This window comes from Methylobacterium sp. Leaf88 (assembly GCF_001422795.1).
Taxonomy (GTDB): domain Bacteria; phylum Pseudomonadota; class Alphaproteobacteria; order Rhizobiales; family Beijerinckiaceae; genus Methylobacterium.
This window is the reverse complement of record NZ_LMMK01000001.1, coordinates 26,137-50,995: the sequence shown is the minus strand read 5'-3', so window position 1 is coordinate 50,995 and position 24,859 is coordinate 26,137. Positions and strand designations below refer to the sequence as shown.

The window sequence follows — 24,859 nt, the reverse complement described above, 5'->3', positions numbered from 1 at the left end:
GAGGCCTGCTGTTGTCGCAGGTCCTCCGCTCCAAGGTCCGCCGGGATTCGAGACAATCCCCGCACGCCGCTTGTGCTCGGCACGCCGTGTAAACAGGCCGAATGGGGCGAGATTGCGAGGCTTCCACCGTGGGTTCGGCTTCAACGGATCTGGCTCGTTCCGATCACCCGTGGGCCTGCGGCGAGAAAGCTCGCGGCGGGAGGGAACCATGCGCCGGAAAACCGCAGTGAGCCACCGGACACGCCCTTGCTGGAGCGGTTAAAATCTGTCACTTTCCACCGGTAGGACAGTAACGCTGTCCCATTCCCGGCAGGGTATCTGTCCGGATGGCTGTGAGGATCTCGCTCAGGTGACGTTGCCGGCGACCAAACGAGATTCGAAGCCGGTCGCCATCGCGGCGATCCGGGCCCGCACGGCTTGAAACCAAGCCGGCGTCGAGCCCGCGAGTTGCGGGCGCTTCCTGACCGAAGAACCCGCCCAGAGCCGACGCTGTCGAGAGACAAACCCGGAAGCCCCTCGGGCTCTGGGCATGAAACATGCTCGCTTGCGGGCAGGTCGGAGGCGAGAGATGGTGGACGTGGTCGCATCTTCTGAGTTCGGGGCGCTGCAGGCGTCGGTTCCCGCCACCCGCGACGGAACCGCGCCCCTGATCGTGCGCGACGGGGCTCTGCCGAAAGTTCAGGGGCTTTACGACCCGGCTCGCGAGAGCGACGCCTGCGGCGTGGGCTTCGTCGCCGACATGCACGACCGGCGGACGCATGCCATCGTCCAGCAAGGACTCCAAATCCTGAAGAACCTTGATCATCGGGGTGCCGTAGGCGCCGATCCGAAGATGGGCGACGGGTGCGGTATACTGGTTCAGATTCCGCACGCATTCTTCAAGGCTGAGTGCGAGGCACTCGGTATCACCCTACCCGAGCCCGGACATTACGGGGTCGGCCAGTTCTTCATGCCGAAGGATTCCGAGGCCCGTCGCCTCGTCGAGGAGATCGTCGAGAAGGCCCTGGCCGACGAGGGACTGCCCTTCCTCGGCTGGCGCGATGTGCCGGTCGATCCGAGCGACCTCGGCGTGACGGTCAAGGAGACAGAGCCCTGCCACCGGCAGATCTTCATCGGCCGTCCTGCCACGGTGTCGGACGAGAACGCTTTCGAACGTCGACTGTTCACCGCTCGCAAGGTGATTTCGAACAAGGTCTATGGCCTGAAGGACGAGCGTGCGAGCACCTACTATCCCGTGTCCCTCTCGACCCGTACCATCGTCTACAAGGGCATGGTTCTGGTTGATCAGCTCGGCGAATACTATCGCGACCTGCAGGACGAGCGCTTCGTTTCTGGTCTCGCTCTGGTGCACCAGCGGTTCGCCACCAACACCTTTCCGACTTGGCGCCTGTCGCACCCCTACCGGATGGTCGCCCATAACGGCGAGATCAACACACTGCGCGGCAACGTCAATTGGATGGCGGCGCGCCAGGCGAGCGTCGATTCGGAGCTGTTCGGCAACGACATCTCGAAGCTCTGGCCGATCTCCTATGAGGGCCAGTCCGACACCGCGTGCTTCGACAACGCCCTCGAATTCCTCGTCCAGGGTGGGTATTCGCTGGCCCACGCGATGATGATGCTCATCCCGGAAGCCTGGGCCGGCAATCCGCTGATGAGCGAGGAACGCCGTGCGTTCTACGAGTATCACGCCGCCCTGATGGAGCCGTGGGACGGTCCGGCTGCCGTCTGCTTCACCGATGGCCGCCAGATCGGCGCGACCCTCGATCGCAATGGACTTCGACCCGCGCGCTACCTCGTCACCGACGACGGCCTCGTGGTGCTGGCGTCCGAGATGGGCGTGCTCCCGATCCCGGATGAGAAGATCGTCGAATCCTGGCGCCTGCAGCCCGGGCGGATGCTGCTCATCGACCTGGAGAAGGGCCGCATCGTCTCCGATGAGGAGATCAAGAGCGAGCTCGCCGCCGCGCATCCCTACGCCGAGTGGGTCAAGAACACCCAAATCGTCCTTGAGGACCTGAAGCCCGTGATCCCGCGGGCCTCGCGTTCGGACGTGTCGCTTCTCGATCGCCAGCAGGCCTTCGGCTACAGCCAGGAAGACCTCAAGCTTCTCATGGCGCCCATGGCTGTCACCGGCCAGGAGGCCGTCGGCTCCATGGGCACCGATACGCCGCTCTCTGCGCTGTCCGACAAGCCGAAGTCGCTCTATTCCTATTTTAAGCAGAACTTCGCGCAGGTGACGAACCCGCCGATCGACCCGATCCGCGAGGAAGCGGTGATGAGCCTCGTCTCGTTCATCGGCCCGCGCCCGAACCTGCTCGACATGGAGGGCGCCTCCCGCAAGAAGCGTCTTGAGGTTCGTCAGCCGATCCTGACCAACGGCGACCTCGAGAAGATCCGCTCGATCTCCCATTTCGAGGACCGGTTCGACACCAAGACCCTGGACATGACCTTCCCGGCCGAAACCGGTGCGGCGGCCATGGAGGGCGCGGTCGATCGCCTTTGCGATCGGGCCGAGGTCGCGGTGCGCGGCGGCTACAACATCATCATCCTGTCGGACCGAGGCGTCGGGCCGGATCGCATCGCGATTCCGGCACTCCTCGCGACTGCCGCCGTGCACAATTACTTGATCCGCAAGGGACTGCGTACTTCCGTCGGCCTCGTGGTCGAGTCGGGGGAGCCACGCGAGGTACATCACTTTGCTTGCCTCGCCGGTTACGGCGCCGAGGCAATCAACCCCTATCTCGCCTTCGAGACGTTGATCGCGATGAAGGACGAGTTCCCGCCGGACCTGACGCCGGACGAGATCGTCTACCGCTATATCAAGTCGATCGATAAGGGCCTGCTCAAGGTAATGTCCAAAATGGGCATCTCGACCTATCAGTCCTATTGCGGTGCCCAGATCTTCGACGCGATCGGTCTGAATTCCGCTTTCGTCGAGCGGGACTTCTTCGGAACCGCGACGACGATCGAGGGCATCGGTATGGCCGAGGTCGCACAGGAGACCGCGCGGCGTCACGCCGATGCTTTCGGCGACTCCCCGATCTATCGGACCGCCCTCGATGTCGGTGGTGAATACGCCTATCGCCTGCGCGGTGAGAGCCACACCTGGACGCCCGATTCGGTCGCGACGCTGCAGCATGCCGTGCGCCTCGGCCTGCCGGAGCGCTACCGGGAATATGCGCGGCTGGTGAACGAGCAGGAGAACCATCTCAAGACGATCCGCGGGCTGTTCCGCATCAAGCAGGCGGCCGAGATCGGCCGGGCGCCGGTCGACATCGATCAGGTCGAGCCCGCGGCCGATATCGTCAAGCGGTTCGCGACAGGCGCCATGTCCTACGGCTCGATCTCGAAGGAGGCGCATGAGACACTGGCAATCGCGGTGAACTCGTTCGGCGGTCGCTCGAATTCGGGCGAGGGCGGCGAGGAGGTCGAGCGCTTCAAGCCGATGGCGGACGGGCGCTCGCGCCGCTCGGCCATCAAGCAGGTCGCTTCCGGGCGCTTCGGCGTCACGACGGAATATCTCGTCAATTCCGACATGATGCAGATCAAGGTTGCGCAGGGTGCCAAGCCGGGCGAGGGCGGCCAGCTGCCCGGCCACAAGGTCGATGCCAAGATTGCCAAGGTCCGCTACGCCACCCCCGGCGTCGGCCTGATCTCGCCGCCTCCGCATCACGACATCTATTCGATCGAGGATCTGGCACAGCTGATCTTCGACCTGAAGAACGTGAATCCCGAGGCCGACGTCTCGGTGAAGCTCGTCTCCGAGGTCGGCGTCGGAACAGTCGCGACTGGCGTCGCCAAGGCGCGCGCCGATCACATCACGATCTCGGGCTTCGACGGCGGCACTGGTGCGGCCCCGCTGACCTCGATCAAGCACGCGGGTGGCCCCTGGGAAACGGGTCTGGCCGAGACCCAGCAGACCCTGGTGCTGAGCCACCTGCGCGGGCGCGTCGTCCTTCAGGCCGACGGTGGCATCCGCACTGGCCGCGACGTGTTGGTCGCGGCCCTGCTCGGGGCCGACCAGTTCGGCTTCTCGACCGCGCCGCTGATCGCGGCCGGCTGCATCATGATGCGCAAGTGCCACCTGAACACCTGCCCGGTGGGCGTGGCAACGCAGGATCCCGTTCTGCGCAAGCGCTTCAAGGGGACGCCCGAACACGTGATCAACTACTTCTTCTTCGTGGCCGAGGAGCTGCGGGAGTTGATGGCGTCCATGGGCTTCACCAAGATCGAGGACCTGATCGGACGGGCCGACCTCCTCGACACGCTGGAGGTGATCAATCACTGGAAGGCGCGCGGTCTCGACTTCTCGAAGCTGTTCCACCGCCCGGAAGTGCCCGAGCACGTCGCGATCCGGCACACGGAGAAGCAGAAGCATCCGATCGATACGGTGCTCGACCGACGCCTGATCGCCGGCGCGCAATCAGCCCTTGACGGCGGCGAGCCTGTAGTGGTGCGGGAGGAGATCAAAAACTCGGATCGTACGGCCGGCGCCATGCTTTCAGGAGTCGTGGCCAAGCGGTACGGCCACGAGGGTCTGCCCGACGACACCATCCGGTTGGAGCTGTCCGGAACGGCCGGCCAGAGCTTCGGCGCCTGGCTCGCGGCGGGTGTCACGTTGGTACTCACCGGCCACGCCAACGACTACGTCGGCAAGGGCCTGTCCGGTGGCAAGCTGATCATCCGCCCCTCCGACGCCCTGCGGGCGCCGGGCTCGCACACCATCATGGCCGGCAACACGGTCCTTTACGGGGCGATCGCGGGCGAGGCCTACATTCGCGGTTCGGCCGGTGAGCGCTTCGCCGTCCGCAATTCGGGCGCCATCGCTGTGGTCGAGGGCATGGGCGACCACGGCTGCGAGTACATGACCGGCGGCGTGGTGGTGTCGATCGGCGAAACCGGACGCAACTTCGCGGCGGGCATGTCGGGTGGCATTGCCTACGTCCTTGACGAGGACGGCTCGTTCTCGGCCCGTTGTAACCTGTCCATGGTCGATCTCGAACCCGTCGAGGAGGAGGACGACCTCATGCGTCGATTCCACCAGGACGGCGACCTGGAAACGAAGGGCCGTGTCGACATCCTGGCCGATATGTCGGGGCACGACGAGGAACGCCTGTCTCAACTCATCACCAATCACCTGAAGTACACGGGCTCCCCGCGTGCCAAGGCGATCCTTGATGACTGGGCTGGCTACCGCACCAAGTTCGTCAAGGTGATGCCGGTGGAGTACCGGCGAGCCCTGCGCGAAATGGAAATGGCGCGGATGCCGGTGGCGGCCGAGTAGGCGCTGCGCGACCGAAATTCTATCGAGACGGTTCCCGGTTCGTCGACGAACTGGGAACCGCACGGGTCAGCACCTTAGGATGGCTGACGCATGAGGCAGGGCGGTGAGCGGCCGATCTGCCGGGTGAAAGCGGAATAGGCCATCGAGGCCGCCTTCCGCGCGACGGATCAGACAGACTCGCGAAAGACGGTCAGACGATGGGCAAGGTCACGGGTTTCCTCGAATTCGACCGGCAGGAGCAAAAGTATCAGCTCGCAGCCGATCGCGTGCGCCATTTCCGCGAGTTCACGCTGCCGCTCGACGAGCATGATCTTAAGAAGCAGGCGGCTCGTTGCATGGATTGTGGCATCCCGTTCTGCCACGGTCCGACGGGTTGCCCGGTTCATAATCAGATCCCCGACTGGAACGAGCTCGTCTACCAGTCCGACTGGGAAGAAGCGGCACGCAACCTCCATTCAACCAACAACTTTCCAGAATTTACCGGCAGGATCTGCCCAGCGCCCTGCGAGGAGGCGTGCACGCTGAACCTCGAGAATCAGCCGGTGGCGATCAAGACCATCGAGCAGGCGATCGCGGACCGCGCCTGGAACAACGGATGGGTCAAGCCTGAGCCTGCCGATCATAAAACCGGAAAGAAAGTCGCGATTATCGGCTCCGGCCCTGCAGGGCTCGCAGCTGCGCAGCAACTCGCCCGTGTCGGGCACGAGGTCCACGTCTTCGAGCGCGAGCCCAAGGCCGGCGGCCTGCTCCGCTACGGCATCCCCGACTTCAAGATGGAGAAGCGCCACATCGACCGGCGCGTGAAGCAGATGGAGGGTGAGGGCGTTCACTTCCATTACGGCGTCAATGTCGGAATCAACAAGCCGCTCGATGAACTCACCGCCGAATTCGACGCAGTGCTGTTCGCCGCTGGTGCCGAGGACCCGCGTAATCCGCAATTGCCCGGCCAGGATTTGGAGGGCGTCCACTACGCCATGCCATTCCTGGTGCAGTCCAACCGCCGCGTCGGTGCCGAGCCGATGCCGGGGAACGGTGAGGCTCCCATCCTCGCCACCGCCAAGAACGTCGTCGTCATCGGTGGTGGCGACACCGCTTCGGATTGCGTCGGCACCTCGTTCCGTCAGGGCGCCTTGTCGGTGACGCAGCTCGACATCCGGCCTCGCCCACCGGAGCGCGAGGACAAGCTCTCGGTCTGGCCGTACTGGCCGACCAAGATGCGGACCTCTTCCAGCCAGGCCGAGGGCGCCGAGCGCGAGTTCCAGGCCGCGACGCTCCGGTTGGAGGGCAAGAAGGGCAAGCTCACCGGCGTCGTCTGTACCCGCGTCGATGAGAAGCGTCAGCCGATCCCGGGCGGTGAGTTCACGCTACCCGCCGACCTCGTGTTCCTGGCGATCGGCTTTGCCGGCTCGGTCCGGAAGGGCCTGCTGGAAGAGTCCGGCGTCGCCATGGACAAGCGTGGCAACGTGACGGCGAACGAACTCGACTACCGGACGTCGAACGAGAAGATCTACACAGCGGGCGATATGCGCCGCGGTCAGTCCCTCGTGGTCTGGGCCATCCGCGAGGGGCGTCAGGCGGCGCGTTCCATCGACGAGGCCCTGATGGGCGCGAGTATCCTGCCGCGCTGAAGATGATGCCGGACTGGATTGCGACGTCTCGCCGTCGCAGTCCGGAACACGCCGGGTCTACGCATCATTGCTGTCCTGACACCCAAGATGTCGGGATACGCGCATGACCGAACCGATGGCCGAACCCAAGATCGAACCGTATGACGGGCCTGCGGGAGGCTGGGGTTCTGCGCGCTCCCTCGCGGAAATCCTGACGCGGGAACAGATCCCAGTCTCCGGCGCGGCGCTGCTGATGAAGCAGAACAAGCCGGACGGCTTCATGTGCGTCTCGTGTGCCTGGTCGAAGCCGGCCAAGCCCAACACCTTCGAGTACTGTGAGAACGGGGCAAAGGCCACGGTCTGGGAGCAGACCGCCAAGCGGATCGGACCCGACTTCTTCCAGCGCCACACCGTGAAGGAACTGCTGAGCTGGACGGACTACGCCCTCGAGGAAAAGGGACGCCTGACCCATCCGCTCCGCTATGACCCCGGCAGCGACCGGTACGTGACGGTGTCGTGGGAAGAGGCTTTCGCGGAGATCGGACGCGAGCTGCGCGCCCTCGATCCGAACGCCGCGGTCTACTACACCTCTGGCCGCGCTTCGCTAGAGACTTCATACATGTACGCGCTGATGGCGCGGATGCATGGCACCAACAACCTGCCCGACTCTTCGAATATGTGCCATGAGCCGACCTCGGTCGGACTCAAATCATCGATCGGATCTCCTGTCGGGACCACGATCCTGGAAGATTTCGAATCGACCGATCTGATCCTGTTCTTCGGACAGAACGTCGGTTCGAATGCACCCCGCATGCTCCACCCTCTCCAAGAGGCACGAAAGCGGCGCGTTCCAATCGTCACATTTAACCCACTGCGGGAGCGCGGCCTGGAGCGCTTCACGAACCCGCAATCGCCGACCGAGATGCTGACGCGCAGCTCCACCGAAATCTCGACGCAGTACCATCAGGTGAGGGCGGGCGGAGACCTCGCGGCGATCACCGGCATGTGCAAGGTCTTGATTGCCGCCGACCGCGAGGCGATGGAGGTCGGCCGCCCGCGTATCCTCGACGTCGATTTCATCGCTGAGCACACCCACGGTTTCCGGGAGTTCGTCGCATTCTGCGATTCGCAGTCATGGGCGGATATCGAGACGCGCTCGGGGCTCACCCGGGAGGCGCTGGAGGCGGCGGCGACGGTCTATGCGCGGGCCCGTTCGGTCGTTGCGGTCTACGGCATGGGCCTGACCCAGCACCGCCGTGGGACCGAGGGCGTACAGATGCTCGTGAATCTCATGCTTCTGCGCGGCAATGTCGGTCGCCCCGGGGCCGGGCTCTGTCCGGTCCGTGGGCATTCCAACGTCCAGGGTCAGCGCACCGTCGGCATCACGGAGAAGCCGGAGCTGGCACCCCTCGACAAACTCAAGGAACTCTACGACTTCGAGCCGCCGCGGGAAAAGGGTTGCAACACCGTCGAGGCCTGCGAGGGTATCATTGCCGGTGAGGTGAAGGCCTTCATCGGTCTTGGCGGCAACTTCATCCGCGCCGTGCCCGATACCGTCCGGATGGAGAAAGCTTGGCGCGCGCTGCGCCTGTCGGTGCAGATCTCGACCAAACTGAATCGCTCGCACCTGGTTCATGGTGCCGTGTCCTACATCTTGCCCTGCCTCGGCCGGATCGAGGTCGACGAGCAGGCTAGCGGCCCACAGGCGGTCTCGATGGAGGATTCGACCTCCTGCTTCCACGGATCCCGCGGACAAACCAAGCCGGTCAGCGATCAGGTGCGCTCCGAGCCGTGGATCGTTGCTGAGATGGCGAAGGCATTGCTGCCTCCGAACCCGAGGGTTGATTGGGACGAATGGGTCGGTGACTACGCCAAGGTTCGGGATGCGATCGAAGCGACCTACCCAGATGTCTTCCACGACCTGAACGGCCGGATGTTTCAGCCCGGAGGTCTCCACAAGCCCGTCGCGGCGCGTGATCGCAAGTGGGAGACCGAAACCGGCAAGGCCAACTTCACCGTTCCGGACGGCCTGGAGGCCGACCCTGACATGCGCAGCAACCGCCGCGACGTGCTCGATCTGATCACCCTTCGCTCGAACGATCAGTTCAACACGACGATCTACGGCTATGACGACCGCTTCCGTGGTGTGAAGGGCACTCGGATGGTGCTGCTCATGAACGACAAAGACATCGAGCGCCTCGGACTCGCCGACGGCGAAATGGTGGATCTTTCGGCTGACGCCGATGATGAGTTCCTGCGCGAGGTCAACGGCCTGCGGGTGATCAAGTACGGCATCCCGGAAGGTAACGTCGGAGGCTATTACCCGGAGCTCAACGCCCTCATTCCACTCTGGCACTACGACCAGCAGGCGAAAACGCCGGCCGCGAAGGCAATCCCAGTGCGGATTCGGAAAGGGGCGCCGATCGCCGTCGCGGATTGACGCAAAGTCGACTTTCCGCCGCTGGTCCCCTCGACGACCGGCGCCACAGACCCATAATCGACGGCATGGACCGCTCCGACGACGCCCATGACCGCCGCCAGACCATCATCGACCGGATGCTCGCCCAGGCGTTGGATCCGGCTTCGAATGAGCGGAGCCCGAGTCATGACGGACTGCCGAAGGACATGCGGGCAGTGGTCGATGTGCTCCTGGCCAAGGCCGAGGCACTGCGCCAGCGTCGCCTGACCTATGCCGACTTGGAGGCTGCGTTGCCGCCGCGGGATGTCACGGCGGAAGACCTGGAAGCGATCTTCTGGATCCTGTCCGAGCACGGAATCGCCATCGAAGACGGCGATTCGGGTGGAGACTGATTGGACGTGATTTCAATCGAAATCGGCGATTGCTCTTTTCAATCCAGACTCACGCGCGTTGGGTGAATAGCAGCTACGGCCCGGCATCTCTCGCCTCTGCCGAAGAACCGCTTTATAAGCCGCGCTTCTCCGCGGGGCCCTCCGCCGCGCGGAGCCGACCGAAAGGCGGAACGGAGACGATTATGGCCGAGCGTTGGACACCGAAGACCTGGCGAAACCTGCCGATCCAACAGGTACCTGCCTATCCGGATGCCACCGCCCTGGAATCGGTCGAGTCACAGCTCGCAAGCTTCCCCCCCCTGGTGTTTGCAGGTGAGGCGCGGAAGCTCAAGTCGGCTTTGGCTCGAGTCTCGACCGGCGAGGCGTTCCTGCTCCAAGGGGGAGATTGCGCCGAGAGCTTCGACGAGCATTCGGCCGATAACATCCGCGACTTCTTCCGGGTATTCCTGCAGATGGCTCTCGTACTCACCTTCGCGGGCGGCTCGCCCGTGGTGAAGGTGGGGCGGATCGCCGGTCAATTCGCGAAGCCTCGTTCCTCACCGAATGAGACGATGAACGGCGTGACCCTGCCGAGCTACCGTGGCGACATCGTCAATGGCCTGACTTTCACGGAGGAGGCCCGCGTGCCCGACCCGCGCCGTCAGCTCGAAGCGTATCGCCAGTCGGCGGCAACGCTCAACCTGCTGCGTGCCTTCGCGACTGGAGGCTATGCCAATTTGGAGAACTCGCACCGGTGGATGCTCGGCTTCGTGAAGGATTCTCCGCAATCCTCGCGCTACGCCGATTGCGCTGAGCGGATGACCGAGACCCTCGACTTCATGCGGGCCATCGGCATCAATCCGGAGACGCACCAAGAGGTTCGCACCACGGATTTCTACACCAGCCACGAAGCCTTGCTCCTGGGCTACGAAGAGGCACTTACCCGTGTCGATTCGACGAGCGGCGACTGGTACGCCACGTCAGGCCACATGCTCTGGATCGGTGACCGGACCCGGCAGCCGGATCACGCGCACATTGAATATGCGCGCGGCATTAAGAATCCGATCGGACTCAAGTGTGGTCCGTCGATGACGGCCGAGGGTTTGCTCCAACTTGTGGATCAGCTGAACCCGGCCAACGAGGCTGGGCGCCTGACGCTGATCTGTCGCTTCGGAGCAGATAAGGTCGGAGACCACCTTCCCGGCCTAATCCGGGCTATCGCGCGCGAGGGCCGCAAGGTGGTGTGGGTCTGCGATCCGATGCATGGCAACACCATTTCGGCCGGAGGTTTCAAGACGCGTCCGTTCGAACGGGTGATGCAGGAAATCGAGGGCTTTTTCGGCGTCCACCGTGCCGAAGGGACCATCGCTGGCGGCATCCACCTCGAGATGACTGGCAAGGATGTAACCGAGTGTACCGGCGGCGCCCGGGCGTTGACGGCTGAAGACCTGCGCGATCGCTATCACACCTACTGCGATCCACGCCTGAACGCCGAGCAGGCCTTGGAAGTGGCGTTCCTCACCGCGGAACTCGTGAAGCGAGAGCGCTCGGCGATCGAACGTCCTCGCCTCGACGCTGCCGAGTAGCGCTCCGCTCACCGGGCGACGTCGGAAGAGCCTTGCAGCTCGTTCCGACGTTGCGTTCTCAGGATTGGGAACCCGGGTCCAGCATCGCGTTCCCAAAATGCTGCACCAGGCTCATCTCGAGTTTTCCGGTCATCCCTGAGAGGATCGCCAGTGCGTCTAGCGGCGGCATCGGCTTCTTATAAGAGCGGCGCTCCGTCAGAGCTGCGTAAATGTCGCAGATGGTCAGCAATCGGACGGTGTCGCTGATCTCCGATCCTACAAGACCATCCGGATAGCCGGATCCGTCCAGCATCTCATGATGATGGCGGACGGCGCCGAGGGTAGCCGCGTCACACCCGCTCTCGCGTAGGATGTCATAACCGATCACCGGATGGCGGCGCATGATAACCATCTCGTCGGCATCGAGGCGCCCGGGCTTGTTCAGAATCTCCAGCGGGATTTGCGCCTTGCCGACATCGTGCAGAAGGGCGGCCCGCACGAAATGTTCGCGATCCTCGGTGCGAAAGCCGAGATGCAACACGAACTGAGCCGCAACACCGGCAACGAGGAGACAGTGCTGGTACGTGGCATCGTCATGCGTCCAGACGGTCTCCAGCCAACGTGTTAGGCCGCCTTCCTTCACTGCAGCGAGGATTGGATCCAGCCCGGCATCGACCTGCGCCAGAGAGATTGGGCTGCCCCCACGGACGCCGTCGAAAAGGCCGCTCAGAATTTCCTTGGCGCGGGACACATTCTGAAGGACAGGCTGTACGCAGAGATCCGGCTCAGCTGTCTTCATCTCCGCCTGAAGTGCCTGCACGACGAGGTGCGGCGCGGTATAAGCGGGAAAGCAGATCGTTGCGCCGAGGTTGCGAGCCTGACGCAGATCGGTGTCGGTTGTCGATCGAAGGAGACAGATGACCGGCATATCGGTCGCCTTGCCGTGGTGCAAGAAACTACGGAGGCGGCTCACCGACTCGCGTCGGCTCAAGGTCAGATCGGATACGATTGCGCGCGGCTGGACGTTCGACGGATGATCGTCGCCGGCAGCGATGACCTCGCAAGGTCCGATCGTTCTGATGAGTTTTTCCAAGGCCGCGCTCCGATCTGGACGATCAGTGAGCAGGTAAATGGCTCCTTGCGCCATGACGTGCGGGCTTCCTCCAGCGACCTTGATTGCGTATCCCGATGGCGAATGGGATATCGGTGATGTAGTTTGCCTTCGGGAGGCTTCTTTTTGCTGATCGCGTGCTCGAAAAATTTTCTAAGCACGATATCAATTTTGGTTAGGTCAGTGCAATCTGTAACACCCGCGCCGGAAATGCTCCGCACTTGTAAATTGTCATATGATACGATTTAGCGACAATAGCACGGTACGATAATGGTCAGTAAGTGTTCTCAAGCCGTAAATTGCTGACGAGAAACGATGCGGGGACAGATCAATTCGATAGTCGAGCAGCGCGGAGGACATGAGCGGAGGCTTAACAACCTTAGGTTCGATAAGCATACTTTCGCATAGCGTTTTTTCAGGCGTCATTATTTCATTAAGTCGTCGTTAAGCTATCTTCTGAGTTTTAAGGGTTATCAATCTTTATTTCTATATTGTGTTATGAAACATTTAATTGAAAATCTCAACCTTGCTAAATTGAGTAAAACTCTGAATTTGAAAATTTAAATTTTTAATTTGAATATGATCCAAGTATTTGTATCGAAACTTATATATATTTATTAATTTTCAATATACTTATAGGCTTTCATTTTATTGGTGGTTATATACGAATACTCGCGCAATTCCAACGGACGGAATTTAATCTATACATCGAAGGATCTTGCACGCGCAACGACGGTCTATGTTCCTCGCCTGGGCTCAGATGACGCACTATTGGCGCCTTTATTCATAAGGAGCGGCCGAACGGGCCGCACAGGAAGCGACACAGTCCCCAAAAATCTGGTCATTGGATCTGCTGCCGCCCGTCCGGTAACGTGGTGGTGCACCAAATACGAATCTCCACGGTTGTTCACGCTACGTTGTGGTTCGTCATGGCTATGTATCCCGAGCTCGCATCCCCGTGGTGCGGGAATCTACGGCGTGGATGATGCCAATCCGACGCTTCGGCTCCTCGAACATCGTGTCCTGCATCCTGTGAAGATCGCCATCATCGCGCATCTGAAATTCCCGATCGCACAGCCGTTCTCGGGAGGGTTGGAGATGCACACGCATTTACTTGCGTCAGCACTCCAGGCCCGTGGCCACGATGTCACGCTCTACGCGTCGGAAGGGTCGCGGGGCGATTTCCAGCTGGTTGCCATCTGCCCTCCCACCGGATGCGCGTTCGATGATGTTTCGGAGGCGCGGATCGATGCCGCGGAACATTCTACCTATGCCAGGATCATGGATGCGGTCGTGTCCGGTGGGTACGATCTCGTCCACAACAACAGCCTCCACTTCCTCCCCCTGCTTCGCGCCGGTGAACTTGCCGTTCCGATGGTGACGGCCCTGCATACGCCGCCCTTCGAGCCTTTCGTCCGTGGCGTGCGGGCCCGGGCGCGGGATATGACTTTCGCGGCCGTCTCTCCGTCCCTCGCTCGAGAATGGCATGACCTGATCGGCAATCCGCAAGTCATCGGCAATGGCATCGATCTCACGGCTTTTGCCTATGCCGCGAAGCCGGCGGGCGAACCGCACGCGATTTGGATGGGTCGGCTCGTTCCCGAGAAGGGGCCGCATCTGGCCATCGATGCGGCACGCGCCGCCGGCCTGCCCCTGAAGTTTGCTGGGCCACGCTCCAATCCGGCCTATTGGGACAATGAAATTGCTCCCCGCTTGGGCGACGACGTGACCTACCTCGGGCATCTCGGACACGACGCGCTCGCGGCTCAGGTCGCGAAAGCCCATGTGGCTCTCTGTACGCCGCGGTGGGAAGAGCCGTTCGGGCTTGTGCTCGCCGAATTCTTGGCCTGCGGGACACCCGTGGCCGCCTTCCGGCGTGGCGCGATCCCGGACATCCTCGATGACTCCTGCGGGGTCCTGGCCGCGGCGGACGATGTCGCCAATCTCGGTCGGGCTGTGACGCAGGCCATCACTCTCTCCCGAGCCAATTGCCGCCGTCGGGCGGAGCAATTGTTCGATGCCGACACCATGACCGACCAGTACGAGGCCCTCTACGCACTCGAGCTCCAGCGAGTGGCCAGCACTGCGATCACTGCCCGTGCCAGCAATGCCTGAGCAGGATCTTTCCCTCGGGCGCGCTGTCGTTTGTGTGCCTGCCCGGAACGAGGCGAATGCGCTGCCGCGTCTGATACGATCTCTCAATCGGCAGTACGGCACTGGGGATGGCGCGCGTCTGCGCGTCGTGGTTCTCGCCAACAACTGCAACGATGACACCGTTGCGATGTTGCACGGACTGGAACGAAACGCCGAGATTCCGCACCTCGCCCTACGGATTCTCGAGGCGACGATTGCGTCACCCCATGCCCATGTCGGCACCGCGCGGCGTCGTGCCCTCGATGCCGGCGCTGCTTGGTTGGAGCAGGAAGGCGTGACCGAGGGCGTCCTCCTCAGTACCGACGCGGACGCGGTTGCGCCCGCGGACTGGGTGACGGCAAATCTGCGAGCGTTGCGAAACGCCGAGGTCGTGGGTGGACGCCTCGTACTTCACGGCGAGACGCCGGCGGCCGACCCCCGTCTTGCCGCGCTCCATGCGCGGATCGAGGAATACTGGGTGGCTGTGCGGCACCTCGAGGAGGTCTTCGACCCGCCCGCCCACGATCCAGCCCCCCGCCATGGCGATCATGTCGCCGCCAGCCTTGCCCTGCGCGCCGACCTCTATCGTCGCGTGGGTGGGTTGCCGATGCTCCCCTGTGGCGAAGACAATGCCCTGGTTGCGCGGGTGCGCTGGCATGGCGGGCGCGTCCGGCATTGCCCCGGGGTATCGATCGCAGTCTCCGATCGGAGAACCGGCCGGGTGACGGGCGGAATGGCGACCGAGATGCTCCGCCGAACCCGTGTCGTGCAGGGGCTTGAAACCTATAGCCTTCCTTCGGCGGCTCACTGGCGCGCTCTGATCGCGCGACGCCATAGGCTGGCGCGATGCTTCACGGACCCCGCCGGACCCGCCGCGGCCCTGCGCGCCCTCGGCATGACCGAAGCCGATCTTGCCACCATCGGCTGGGAGACCTGCCCGAACGGAATCGCACTGGTCGAGCGGATCGAGGCGCGCCTGGGGGAGGGCATCCCCGAAGCGGTCCCGGTTCCTCTCGATGAGGCCCTGGCGGGCCTTCAAGCGATGCTGGTCGAGTCACAACCCGCTCGTGCCGCACAGGTCGCATGAGCCGGCGTCCTGTCGGCTACTACGTCCACCACCAGGGCGCCGGTCATTGGCAGCGTGCCTGCCTGATCGCGCGGGCGCTCGATCGCCCGATGACGCTGATCGGAACGTTTTCCGATCTCGACACCGCCACCGCAACGGGATCGCTCCTCGATCTGCCCGACGATCGGGTTGGCCGCGAGTTCGACGGGAGGGACGGATCGGCCGAGCGGCCGCATGGCCTGCATTACGCGCCCGTCGGTGCCGACAACGTACGCGCACGAATGGGCCGGCTCGCAGCGTGGATCGCCTCCGCAGATCCTGCGCTGGTCGTCGTTGACGTGTCCGTGGAAATTGCGCTGTTCGCACGCCTGATGTCCGTGCCGACCTTGGTCGTCCGGCTCGCTGGCACGCGCACGGATACCCCGCATCTCGAGGCCTTCCGCAGCGCTGAGCGTCTGCTCGCGTTCTTCCCGCCGGAACTCGACTCGGCCGAGATGCCGGAATGGGTTCGCGCCAAGACGTTCTACGCCGGATTGCTCTCCGGTGAGCCTGCATCGAACCGAGTGAAGGATGCGGATGGATCGATCCTCGTCATCTATGGGCGCGGCGGGACCGGCGGTCGGCGCGCGGATCTCGCTGCGGCCGCGACGGCTATACCGGATCGGCATTGGCACGTTCTCGGCCCCGTCGACGGGGCGGGTCTGCCTGTCCCGGCGAACCTGCACCTGCACGGTTGGGTCGCCGATCCGGGCTCCTACATTGCCCGAGCGGACCTGGTGGTCGGCGGCGGCGGCGACGGGGTTGTCTCGGCGGTCTCGGCGGCGGGAAAGCGCTTCATCTGCCTTCCCGAACCGCGCGCTTTCGACGAGCAGATCGAGAAGTCCCGCGCCCTCGCCGCGATGGGCGCGGCACTGCATTGCGCGTTCTGGCCCGAGCCTGCGGCGTGGCCGGGAATCATCGCGGCCGCGGAACGGCTCGATCCGCGGGTGATCGGCGGCCTATCGCGTCCGGGCGTGATCGACCGCACCGGTGCCTTCATCGGCGACCTCGCGGATCGCCTCGACGCTGGGCGCCGTTAGGCGCCGAGCCCGTCAGAAGGGACGGTCCGCGGGAAGCTGCGTGGCGGCGATCTCGTCGGCGCCGGGTTGGCGTAGAACGACGAGGTCGTCGCGCCACTGCGTGTCGATGAGTCCGCGCTCGGCGAAGGCATCGAGCCATCCGTCCATCGGCCAGAGGCCGTGTCGCGCCCGAAAGCGCTGCGCGTTCCGAACGATGTCGGCGAAGTGCTGCAGCGGCGGATCACAGGCGACATGGTGCTGGTGAAAGGCTTGCCCGCCTGCGCTGAACAGCACCGGGATCCCGAGGGCATCGGCGCGGAAGGCGAGGTCGGTATCCTCCGCGCCGTAGCCGTCGAAGCCCTCGTCGAAGCCGCCGAGGCGGTCGAAGGTGGTGGCCCTGACGCCGAAAGCGAGCGACCAGAACAATCCGGGGTTGTCACTGCGCGCCAATCCCTGTTCGGGAAAGCGGCGGACGGGATGGGGATGTCCTGCGGCCCGAAGCCCGGCTTCGGTCCAGCCGTCCGTGACGGCTCCGGCCGGTAAGTATCGGATTTCGCAGCAGATGAGGCCTTCGGCCTCCGCCAGATCGGCGCTGAGGCGCGGTACAAGATCGGCCGAGGGAATGCAGTCCACATCGAGGAAGACCAGCCGTCCGGTCTCGGCCGCGCGACGTCCAGCATTTCGGGCGCGGGCCAGCGGCAGACCGGGGCTGTCGAGGACGATGCGGCGGATCGGGAAGCCGTAATCCGGTAGGGGGGCGGGCTCGGCACCCATTTCGACGACGACGCAGGCCTGCGGATGCGGACCCCGCGCGACGCCCTCGAGCAGGCGGGCGAGATGGGCGTCGCGACCCTTGTTCAGGGTGATGAGGGTGGTGTCGGCGATCACGGGGTGGGCGCGTCCATGGCGACGAAGATCTCGTAGGGGCCGGTGAAGCGATCGACCATGGTCGGCTCCAGGCGAAAGCCCGTCGGGTCGTCGGAGATGAGGTCGGTGGTTTGGGAGCGGTGGGCGCCGATCGCGGCGGTCTTCGCGGCGCGGTGGGCACCGATGTCGAGGCGCAGGCCGGTCGGAGCGGGGCCGACCTCGGTACCCTCGGGCAGGGTCCAACCCCAGACGGGATAAGCGAAAATTCGGATCGGGCCGAGATGGGGCTGCGCGAGGCGGACGATGGCGGCGGCGGCCTGGTGGTCGCAGTGGGGATCGTGGCCCCAGGTGACGCAGACGGCTCCGGCATCGGCCTCATGGGCGATGGCGGCGATCCGGGCGGCGGCGGCCTCGGCGGTTGGGCCGGCGCTCGGGACGCCGGCATCGGGCAGGCGGAGGAAGGTCACGGCCTCCGGCGGGACGCCCAGTATACCAACGGCGTATACCGTCTCCGTTTCGCGCAGGTCACGCAGTTTTGCCGGCGGATAGAGTGTCGAGTGCGTGTGCGAGCCACAGCCGTCACTGACGATGACGACGCGGACCTCGCGACCCCGCGCCCGGGCCTCGGCCATGAGGCCGCCGCAGCCGAGGCTCTCGTCGTCGGGGTGAGGCGCCACCACGACGACGCCCTTGCCGCCGGTCAGGGCGTCGAGGTCGGCGACCGGCAGGCGTTCGGCGGCGGCGAGGAAAGCGTCGGCATGCATGAGTGGACTCGGGGCAGGCGTCGGGGACGCGAGCGGCCTGTCTAAACGGTCCAGTCTGATCGATGTCTGAACAGTCGGCCGACGCCGACCCGCTACCGGGCGGTACCGCTCTCCGCCGCGAAGGCCGCGATGCCGCCGGCAGTGGTCAGCCAGATCTCATCGCGGCGGGCGGCGATATGGGCGAGGGCGCGGCGCAGGGGGCGGAGGCGATGCGGCTGGCCGACGATGTAGGGATGCAGCGCGATGCCCATGACCAGGGGGGCGGTGCGCGCCTGCTCCAGCATCTCGTCGAAGGCCTCCACGAGGGCGTCGGCGAATTGCTGGCCGGTTTCCTTGCGGGCGACGATGGCGGGGATGTCGTTGAGTTCCTGGGGGTAGGGCACCGCCAGGATGCGGCCGCCGTCGCGGGTGGAAAACCAGGTGGGCTGGTCGTCGTGGCACCAGTCGAGGAGGTAGCTGTAGCCCGCTTCCGCCAGGAGGTCCGGCGTCCGATGGCTCTGCGAGATCCAGGGCCCGAGCCAGCCCTTCGGCGGCTTGCCTTCCTGGGCGGTCAGGACAGCGGTGGCCTCGGCGATGAGGGCGCGCTCCTCGGCCTCCTCCCGGTCGCCCTGGCGCTCGGCGTTGGTGCGTCCGTGGCCGACGATCTCGTCGCCGCGCGCCCTGAAGGCTTCGATCAGGCCGGGACAATCGGCGTAGAGGCGGCTGTTGACGAGGACGCTCGCGGGCATCTCCAGCGCGTCGAGGGTGTCCTTGATCCGCCAGGCGCCGACGCGGTTGCCCCAGTCGCGCCAGGCGTAGTTGAGCACGTCCGGCTGCGGACCGCCGGGGGCCAGTTCCGCGCCGAGGCCCCGGCCGAAATCGAAGCCCTCGAGGTTGAGCGCGAGATAGACCGCGAGGCGCTTGCCCCCGGGCCAGTCGTAGACCGGCCGGTCGGGCAGGGCGCTGTAGGCGTAGCGGCCGTGATGCGGCGCGGGCGTGTCGGTCATCGGGGGTCTCGAAGGAGGAGCGCGAAGGAAATCAGGAGGGATTCAGCAGCGCGGGCCTGCGCCGGGTCACCCATCGGGTCGCGGCATCGTAGGCGGCACCGAGCTGGAGGCAGGCGCGCTCGCCGTTGTTGGGGCCGACGATCTGGATGCCGGAGGGGCGCCCGGCGGGGTCGAAGCCGGCCGGCACGTTGAGGGCGGGCAGGCCGCTCATGGTGACGGGGATCGTCGCCTCCATCCAGCGATGGTAGGTGTCCATGGTCCGGCCGCCGACGGACTTGGGCCAGCGCTCCTCGACGTCGAACGGGAACACCTGGGTCGAGGGCATCAGCAGGAAGTCGTAGCGCTCCTGGAACCGCCGCACGGCCTCGTACCACGCGGTGCGGCCCTCCTGCGCGGCGGTGACCTGATCGGCCGAGAGCGCCAGGCCGCGCTCGACCTCCCAGACCGCCTCCGGCTTGAGCAGCGCCCGATAGGCCGGCTCGTCGTAGAGGGGGCGCAGGTTGGAGGCGGTCATCCAGGCGCGCAGGGTGAGCCAGTCACGCCAGACCTTGGCCATGTCGAAGCGCGGACGATCCCATTCGACCTTGGCGCCGAGGGACTCGAAGGCGGCGAGCGCGCTGCGGTCGAGGTCGAGCACGCCGGGCTCGAAGGGCAGGTAGCCGCCGAAATCGTCGAACCACGCGATGCGGGCGTTTGTGAAGTCCCGCTTCAGGTCCTCGGCGAAGATCGCGGGGTCCTGCGTGTTCGCGAAGGGCACCCGCGCGTCGTAGCCGGCCTGGACCGAGAGCAGCAGGCCGATGTCGGCGGGCGAGCGCCCGATGCCGCCCGAGACGCCGAGGCCGGGGGTGAAGGCGTCCTTGGTCTCGATGGGGATGCGGCCGTAGCCCGTGCGCAGGCCGAACAGATTGTTGAAGGCGGGGGGATTGCGCAGGGAGCCGGCATGGTCGCTGCCGTCGGCGACGGGCTGCATGTGGAGCGCCACCGCCACCGCCGCGCCCCCGCTGGAGCCCCCGGAGGTCTTGGTTGGATCGTAGGCGTTGCGGGTGGCGCCGTAGACCGGGTTGAAGGTCTGCGAGCCGAGGCCGAATTCCGGCATGTTGGTCCGGCCGGTGAAGATCGCGCCGGCCCTGCGCAGGCGCTTCACCATGATCGAATCGGCCGCCGCGATCCGGTCCCGGAAGATCGGCGACCCTTGCGTGAAGGGCAGGCCCTTCACCGCGTCGATGTCCTTCACCGCGTGGGGAAACCCGTGCAGCGGCCCGAGAAATTCGCCGCGCGCGGCCTGGGCATCGCGCTCCCCGGCGGCGGCGATCAGCTCTGCCCGGTCGCGCAGGGCCACGATGGCGTTGACGGTCGGGTTCACCCGGTCGATCTGGTCGAGACAGGCGGTCATGACCTCGACGCAGGAGACGCGCCGGGCGCGGATCGCGGCCGCGAGGTCGACGGCGCCGAGGCCGAGGATGTCGTCGTCCGAAGCCGTGCCGGAGGCCGGTTCGGTGGCGGCGATGGAGGGGGCTGTGCTCATGATCTGGCTCTGGAACGCGCCCGCATGGACCACCGGCTCTCAGGCCGGCAGCCGCCGCTCCTGGAAGGCGTGGCAGGCCACACCCTCGACCAGGGCCGGGACCTCGATGCGACAGCGCTCGTTCGCGAAGGGGCAGCGCGGGTTGAAGGCGCAGCCCGAGGGGGGATCGATGGGGTTCGGGATCTCGCCGGAGACGGGGATGCGCTTGCGCCCGGTGAGCCCGATATCCGGTACCGCGTCGAGCAGCATGCGCGTGTAGGGATGTTTCGGAGCACGGAAGAGTTCCCGTCCGTCTGCGATCTCGACCACGCGCCCCAGATACATCACGCCGATCCGGTTCGCCATGTGGCGCACGACGGCGAGGTTGTGGCTGATGAACAGGTAGGTGAGTCCGAGGCGGTCCTGCAGGTCGCGCATCAGGTTGAGGATCTGGGCCTGGACCGAGACGTCGAGGGCCGAGGTCGGCTCGTCGCCCACCAGGAACTCCGCCTCGGAGGCCAGCGCCCGCGCGATGGCGATGCGCTGGCGCTGGCCGCCGGAGAATTCGTGCGGATACTTCACCCCGTCGTCGGGATGCAGGCCGACGAGGCCGAGGAGGTCCCCGACGCGGCGCCCGATCGCGACCTCGCCCTGCAGCAGGTTGAAGGCCCGGATCGGCTCGGCGACGATCTTTCGGACCCGCCAGCGCGGATTCATCGAGGCGTAGGGGTCCTGGAAGATCATCTGGATGCGGCGGCGCAGGCGCCGACGGGCGGCGGCCTCGCGCGGATCGGTCATCGAGACGCCGGTGATGCGGACGTCCCCGGCGCTCGGCGGCAGCAGGCCCACCACCATGCGGGCCACCGTCGACTTGCCCGAGCCGGATTCACCGACGAGCGCGAAGGTCTCGCCGCGCCGGATCTCGAAGCTGACGCCGTCGACGGCGCGGAGGATCTGCCTGGGCTGGCGCTCGATGACCCGGGCGAGCCAGGGACGGGACACGTCGAAGGTGCGGCGCAGGCCCTCGATGGCGACGTAGGGGGCCTCCGGGGCGCGGGCGCCCGTCCGGGGCGGAGGCATGACGGGCGCGTTCATGCGGCGGAGGCCTCCGACCGGTCGTAGAGGTGGCAGGCGACCCGATGGGCGCCGACCGGGATCGGGTCCGGCCGCTCCACGCGGCAGCGCCCGAAGACGGAGGGACAGCGGGGGTTGAAGGCGCAGCCCGGCGGAATGTCGGACAGGCGCGGCATCGATCCGGGGATCTGGGCGAGGCGGTCGGTCTCCTGGGCCAGGGTCGGAATCGCCCCCATCAGGCCCTTGGCGTAGGGGTGGAGCGGGTTCTGCACCACGTCGCGCACGGGGCCGATCTCGGCGATCCGGCCGGAATACATCACCGCCACCCGGTCGGCCGCCTCCGCGATCACGCCCATGTCGTGGGTCACCAGCATGACGGCGGTACCCCGCTCGCTGCCGAGGCGCTTCAGGAGCGCGATGATCTGGGCCTGGACCGAGACGTCGAGGGCCGTGGTCGGCTCGTCGGCGATGATGAGCTCCGGTTCGGCGGCGAGCGCCAGGGCGATCACCACGCGCTGGCGCATCCCGCCGGAGAACTCGTGCGGGTAGCCGTCGATCCGCCGCTCCGGGGCCGGGATGCCGACCTCGGCCAGGAGGTCGATGGCGCGCGTCCGCGCCGCCTTCTCGGACAGGTCGGTGTGGGTGCGGATGGTCTCCACGATCTGCCGGCCGACCCGGTAGAGCGGGTTCAGACTGGTGAGCGGGTCCTGGAAGATCATGCCGATGCGCCGGCCCCGGATGCGCCGCAGGGCCTCCGGCGGCAGGTTGTCGATGCGTTCTCCCTTGAGCAGGACCTGACCGCCGACGATGCCGCCGGGCGGGTCGATGAGACCGATGACGGCCGAGCCGGTGACAGACTTGCCGGCCCCGGACTCGCCGACGACGCCGAGGATCTCGCCCCGCGCGATGTCGAAGGAGACGTCGTCGATGGCCGTGAGGGTGCCGCGCCGGCCCGCGAAGGCGACGCGCAGGTTGCGGACCGAGAGGACGGGCTCTGTCATGGCAGCTGTGTCATGCCGGCGCGATCACTGGAGTTTCGGGTTCAGGGCGTCGCGCAGCCAGTCGCCCAGCAGGTTGATCGCCAGGACGAGCCCGGCGAGCGCCAGGCCCGGGAAGGCGACGATCCACCACTCGCCGGAGAACAGGAAGCGGTTGCCGGTGCGGATCAGGGTGCCGAGGGAGGGCATCGAATCGGGCAGGCCGGTGCCCAGGAAAGACAAAGTCGCCTCGGTGATGATGGCGAGTGCGAGGTTGATGGTGGCGATGACGAAGACCGGGCCGAGGACGTTGGGCAAGACGTGCCGCACCATGATCACCGGCGAGGACAGACCGATCAGCCGTCCGGCCTGGACGTAGTCCTTGTTCTTCTCCACCAGCACCGAGGAGCGGACGGTGCGGGCGTACTGCACCCAGAACGACAGCCCGATCGAAAGCACGATGAGCCCGATGGCGGCGTTCGTGTCCATCTGGCTGCCGACGGCGGCCTTGGCGACGCCGTCCACCACCAAGGCGATGAGGATGGCCGGGAAGGTGAGCTGCACGTCGGCGATGCGCATGATGAGGGTGTCGACGAAGCCGCCGAAATAGCCCGCCACCAGCCCGAGCACGATGCCGAGGAATCCGGAAACGACGACGCCGAGCAGCCCGACGATGAGGGAGAGGCGGAGGCCGTAGAACACCGTCGAGAGCACGTCGCGGCCCTGGTCGTCGGTGCCGAGGGTGAAGGGCGCGACGCCGTCGGCGTACCAGAGCGGGGGCAGGTTCGAGTTGATGAGCTCGAGCTGGGCCGGATCGTACGGGTTCTGCGGCGAGATCACGGGGGCGGCGAGCGCCAGGAGGACCAGGACGAGGGTAACCGCGAAAGCCCCCATCGCCAGCTTTGAGCGGCGGAAGCTGGCATAGACGTCGGACTCGCGGAAGCGGGCCAGAGCCGAGCGCTTCACCGGCGCCGGCGGGAGGAGGGGGGTGTCCTGCACGGAGGCGCTCATGAGGCCCGTCCCGTGGACAGCCGCAGGCGGGGATCGACGATGGTGTAGAGCACGTCCACCACGAGGTTGATGACGACGAAGATGGCGGCGACCAGCAGCAGGTAGGCCGCCATGATGGGGATATCGACGTTCTGCACCGCCTGGACGAAGAGCAGGCCCATGCCGGGCCACTGGAACACCGTCTCGGTGATGATCGAGAAGGCGATGACCGAGCCGAGCTGCAGCCCCGCGATGGTGATGACCGGCACCAGGGTGTTCTTCAGGGCGTGACCGAGGTGGATCGAGCGGGTGGTGAGCCCCCGCGCCCGGGCGAAGCGGATGTAGTCGGTGCGCAGCACCTCCAGCATCTCGGCCCGCACCAGCCGCATGATCAGGGTCATCTGGAACAGCCCCAGGGTGACCGAGGGCAGGATCAGGGCGCGCAGGCCCGAGGCGGTGAGGAACCCGGTCGTCCACCAGCCCAGCCGCACGGTGTCGCCGCGCCCGAACGAGGGCAGCCACCCCAGCGTGACGGAGAACAGGAAGATCAGCAGGATGCCGATGAGGAAGGTCGGCAGGCTGATGCCGATGAGCGTGATGGCCAGAAAGACCTTGGCGAGCCAAGTGTCCCGCCGCAGGGCGCAGTAGACCCCCATGAGGATGCCGACGGTGAGGGCGAACAGCGTGGCGCAGAGCGCGAGTTCGAGGGTGGCAGGCATGCGCTCGGCCAGCAGCGCCGAGACCGGCTGGCGGAACTGATACGAGGTGCCGAACTCGCCCCGGGCGACGTTGCCGGCGTAGCGCAGGAACTGCATCGCCACCGGATCGTCGAGCCCGAGATCCTTCCGGATGGCGACGCGCTCGGCATAGGGCGTGTCGACGCCGACGATCTGGTTCACCGGGTCGCCGGCGAAGCGGAACATCGAGAACGCGATCAGGCCGACGGCGAACAGCACCGCGACCGACTGGAGCAGGCGCTGGAGGATGAAGGCGATCATGGGCGGGCGATCCGATCGTGCACATCGCCAAGACCGGCACGCCGAGCGATCGCAGACCGAAGCGCGACGTCATTCCGGGGCGCCG

17 protein-coding genes are annotated in these 24,859 nt (G+C 65.6%); 8 read left to right on the top strand and 9 right to left on the bottom strand.

All coding sequences use genetic code 11. The features are described 5' to 3' along the window. The first annotated feature begins 646 nt into the window (after positions 1–646). The 5 genes from gltB (at position 647) to ASF20_RS00175 (ending at position 11,267) form a co-directional block, all read left to right on the top strand. Positions 647–5,284, top strand: coding sequence for a glutamate synthase large subunit (gltB, locus tag ASF20_RS00195; protein ID WP_244476283.1), 4,638 nt, complete (start codon positions 647–649; stop codon positions 5,282–5,284). Between the two features lie 197 nt (positions 5,285–5,481). Further along, positions 5,482–6,912: a glutamate synthase subunit beta gene (locus tag ASF20_RS00190; RefSeq protein ID WP_056269544.1), complete on the top strand. Its 1,431-nt coding sequence runs from the start codon at positions 5,482–5,484 to the stop codon at positions 6,910–6,912. 115 nt (positions 6,913–7,027) lie between these two features. Continuing rightward, a complete protein-coding gene (locus tag ASF20_RS00185; RefSeq protein WP_056269975.1) occupies positions 7,028–9,331 on the top strand; it encodes an FdhF/YdeP family oxidoreductase in 2,304 nt (767 codons plus the stop codon). Between the two features lie 65 nt (positions 9,332–9,396). Further along, on the top strand, positions 9,397–9,702 hold the full coding sequence (locus ASF20_RS00180) for an RNA polymerase sigma factor region1.1 domain-containing protein (protein WP_056269539.1): 306 nt from the start codon (positions 9,397–9,399) through the stop codon (positions 9,700–9,702). Between the two features lie 182 nt (positions 9,703–9,884). Further along, the gene (locus ASF20_RS00175) at positions 9,885–11,267 is read left to right on the top strand and encodes a 3-deoxy-7-phosphoheptulonate synthase class II (RefSeq protein ID WP_056269536.1); all 1,383 of its coding nucleotides are present in this window, start codon (positions 9,885–9,887) and stop codon (positions 11,265–11,267) included. A 58-nt stretch (positions 11,268–11,325) separates the two neighbouring features. On the opposite strand, the gene ASF20_RS00170 is transcribed toward ASF20_RS00175, so the two are convergent. Then, entirely contained in the window at positions 11,326–12,393 is a 1,068-nt protein-coding gene (locus ASF20_RS00170; RefSeq protein ID WP_056269534.1) for an HD domain-containing phosphohydrolase, read from the bottom strand. 996 nt (positions 12,394–13,389) lie between these two features. Between ASF20_RS00170 and ASF20_RS00165 the strand changes: the two genes are divergently transcribed. Genes ASF20_RS00165 through ASF20_RS00155 form a run of 3 tightly spaced genes read left to right on the top strand, consistent with a single transcriptional unit; the run spans position 13,390 to position 16,635 of the window. Further along, the gene (locus ASF20_RS00165; RefSeq protein ID WP_056269530.1) at positions 13,390–14,472 is read left to right on the top strand and encodes a glycosyltransferase family 4 protein; all 1,083 of its coding nucleotides are present in this window, start codon (positions 13,390–13,392) and stop codon (positions 14,470–14,472) included. After that, positions 14,465–15,577: a glycosyltransferase gene (locus tag ASF20_RS00160; RefSeq protein ID WP_056269527.1), complete on the top strand. Its 1,113-nt coding sequence runs from the start codon at positions 14,465–14,467 to the stop codon at positions 15,575–15,577. The genes ASF20_RS00165 and ASF20_RS00160 overlap by 8 nt, the downstream gene beginning before the upstream one ends. Further along, the gene (locus ASF20_RS00155; RefSeq protein ID WP_056269524.1) at positions 15,574–16,635 is read left to right on the top strand and encodes a glycosyl transferase; all 1,062 of its coding nucleotides are present in this window, start codon (positions 15,574–15,576) and stop codon (positions 16,633–16,635) included. The genes ASF20_RS00160 and ASF20_RS00155 overlap by 4 nt, the downstream gene beginning before the upstream one ends. Positions 16,636–16,647: 12 nt before the next feature. On the opposite strand, the gene ASF20_RS00150 is transcribed toward ASF20_RS00155, so the two are convergent. The 8 genes from ASF20_RS00150 to ASF20_RS00115 form a co-directional block, all read right to left on the bottom strand. Further along, the gene (locus tag ASF20_RS00150; RefSeq protein ID WP_056269973.1) at positions 16,648–17,499 is read right to left on the bottom strand and encodes a galactosyltransferase-related protein; all 852 of its coding nucleotides are present in this window, start codon (positions 17,497–17,499) and stop codon (positions 16,648–16,650) included. After that, positions 17,499–18,245 (bottom strand): PIG-L deacetylase family protein, encoded by a 747-nt coding sequence (locus ASF20_RS00145; RefSeq protein ID WP_056269521.1) that lies wholly within the window; start codon positions 18,243–18,245, stop codon positions 17,499–17,501. The genes ASF20_RS00150 and ASF20_RS00145 overlap by 1 nt, the downstream gene beginning before the upstream one ends. 92 nt (positions 18,246–18,337) lie before the next feature. Then, on the bottom strand, positions 18,338–19,231 hold the full coding sequence (locus ASF20_RS00140) for a polysaccharide deacetylase family protein (protein ID WP_056269517.1): 894 nt from the start codon (positions 19,229–19,231) through the stop codon (positions 18,338–18,340). Positions 19,232–19,262: 31 nt separating this feature from the next. After that, positions 19,263–20,756 carry an amidase gene (locus tag ASF20_RS00135; protein WP_056269970.1) on the bottom strand — a complete coding sequence of 498 codons (1,494 nt, stop codon included), beginning with the start codon at positions 20,754–20,756 and terminating at the stop codon, positions 19,263–19,265. Positions 20,757–20,795: 39 nt separating this feature from the next. Next, the gene (locus ASF20_RS00130) at positions 20,796–21,815 is read right to left on the bottom strand and encodes an oligopeptide/dipeptide ABC transporter ATP-binding protein (protein ID WP_056269968.1); all 1,020 of its coding nucleotides are present in this window, start codon (positions 21,813–21,815) and stop codon (positions 20,796–20,798) included. A gap of 11 nt (positions 21,816–21,826) precedes the next feature. After that, a complete protein-coding gene (locus ASF20_RS00125; protein ID WP_056217362.1) occupies positions 21,827–22,810 on the bottom strand; it encodes an ABC transporter ATP-binding protein in 984 nt (327 codons plus the stop codon). Between the two features lie 24 nt (positions 22,811–22,834). Then, positions 22,835–23,797: an ABC transporter permease gene (locus ASF20_RS00120; protein WP_056269514.1), complete on the bottom strand. Its 963-nt coding sequence runs from the start codon at positions 23,795–23,797 to the stop codon at positions 22,835–22,837. Next, the gene (locus tag ASF20_RS00115) at positions 23,794–24,774 is read right to left on the bottom strand and encodes an ABC transporter permease (RefSeq protein WP_056269510.1); all 981 of its coding nucleotides are present in this window, start codon (positions 24,772–24,774) and stop codon (positions 23,794–23,796) included. The genes ASF20_RS00120 and ASF20_RS00115 overlap by 4 nt, the downstream gene beginning before the upstream one ends. Between the last annotated feature and the right edge of the window lie 85 nt (positions 24,775–24,859).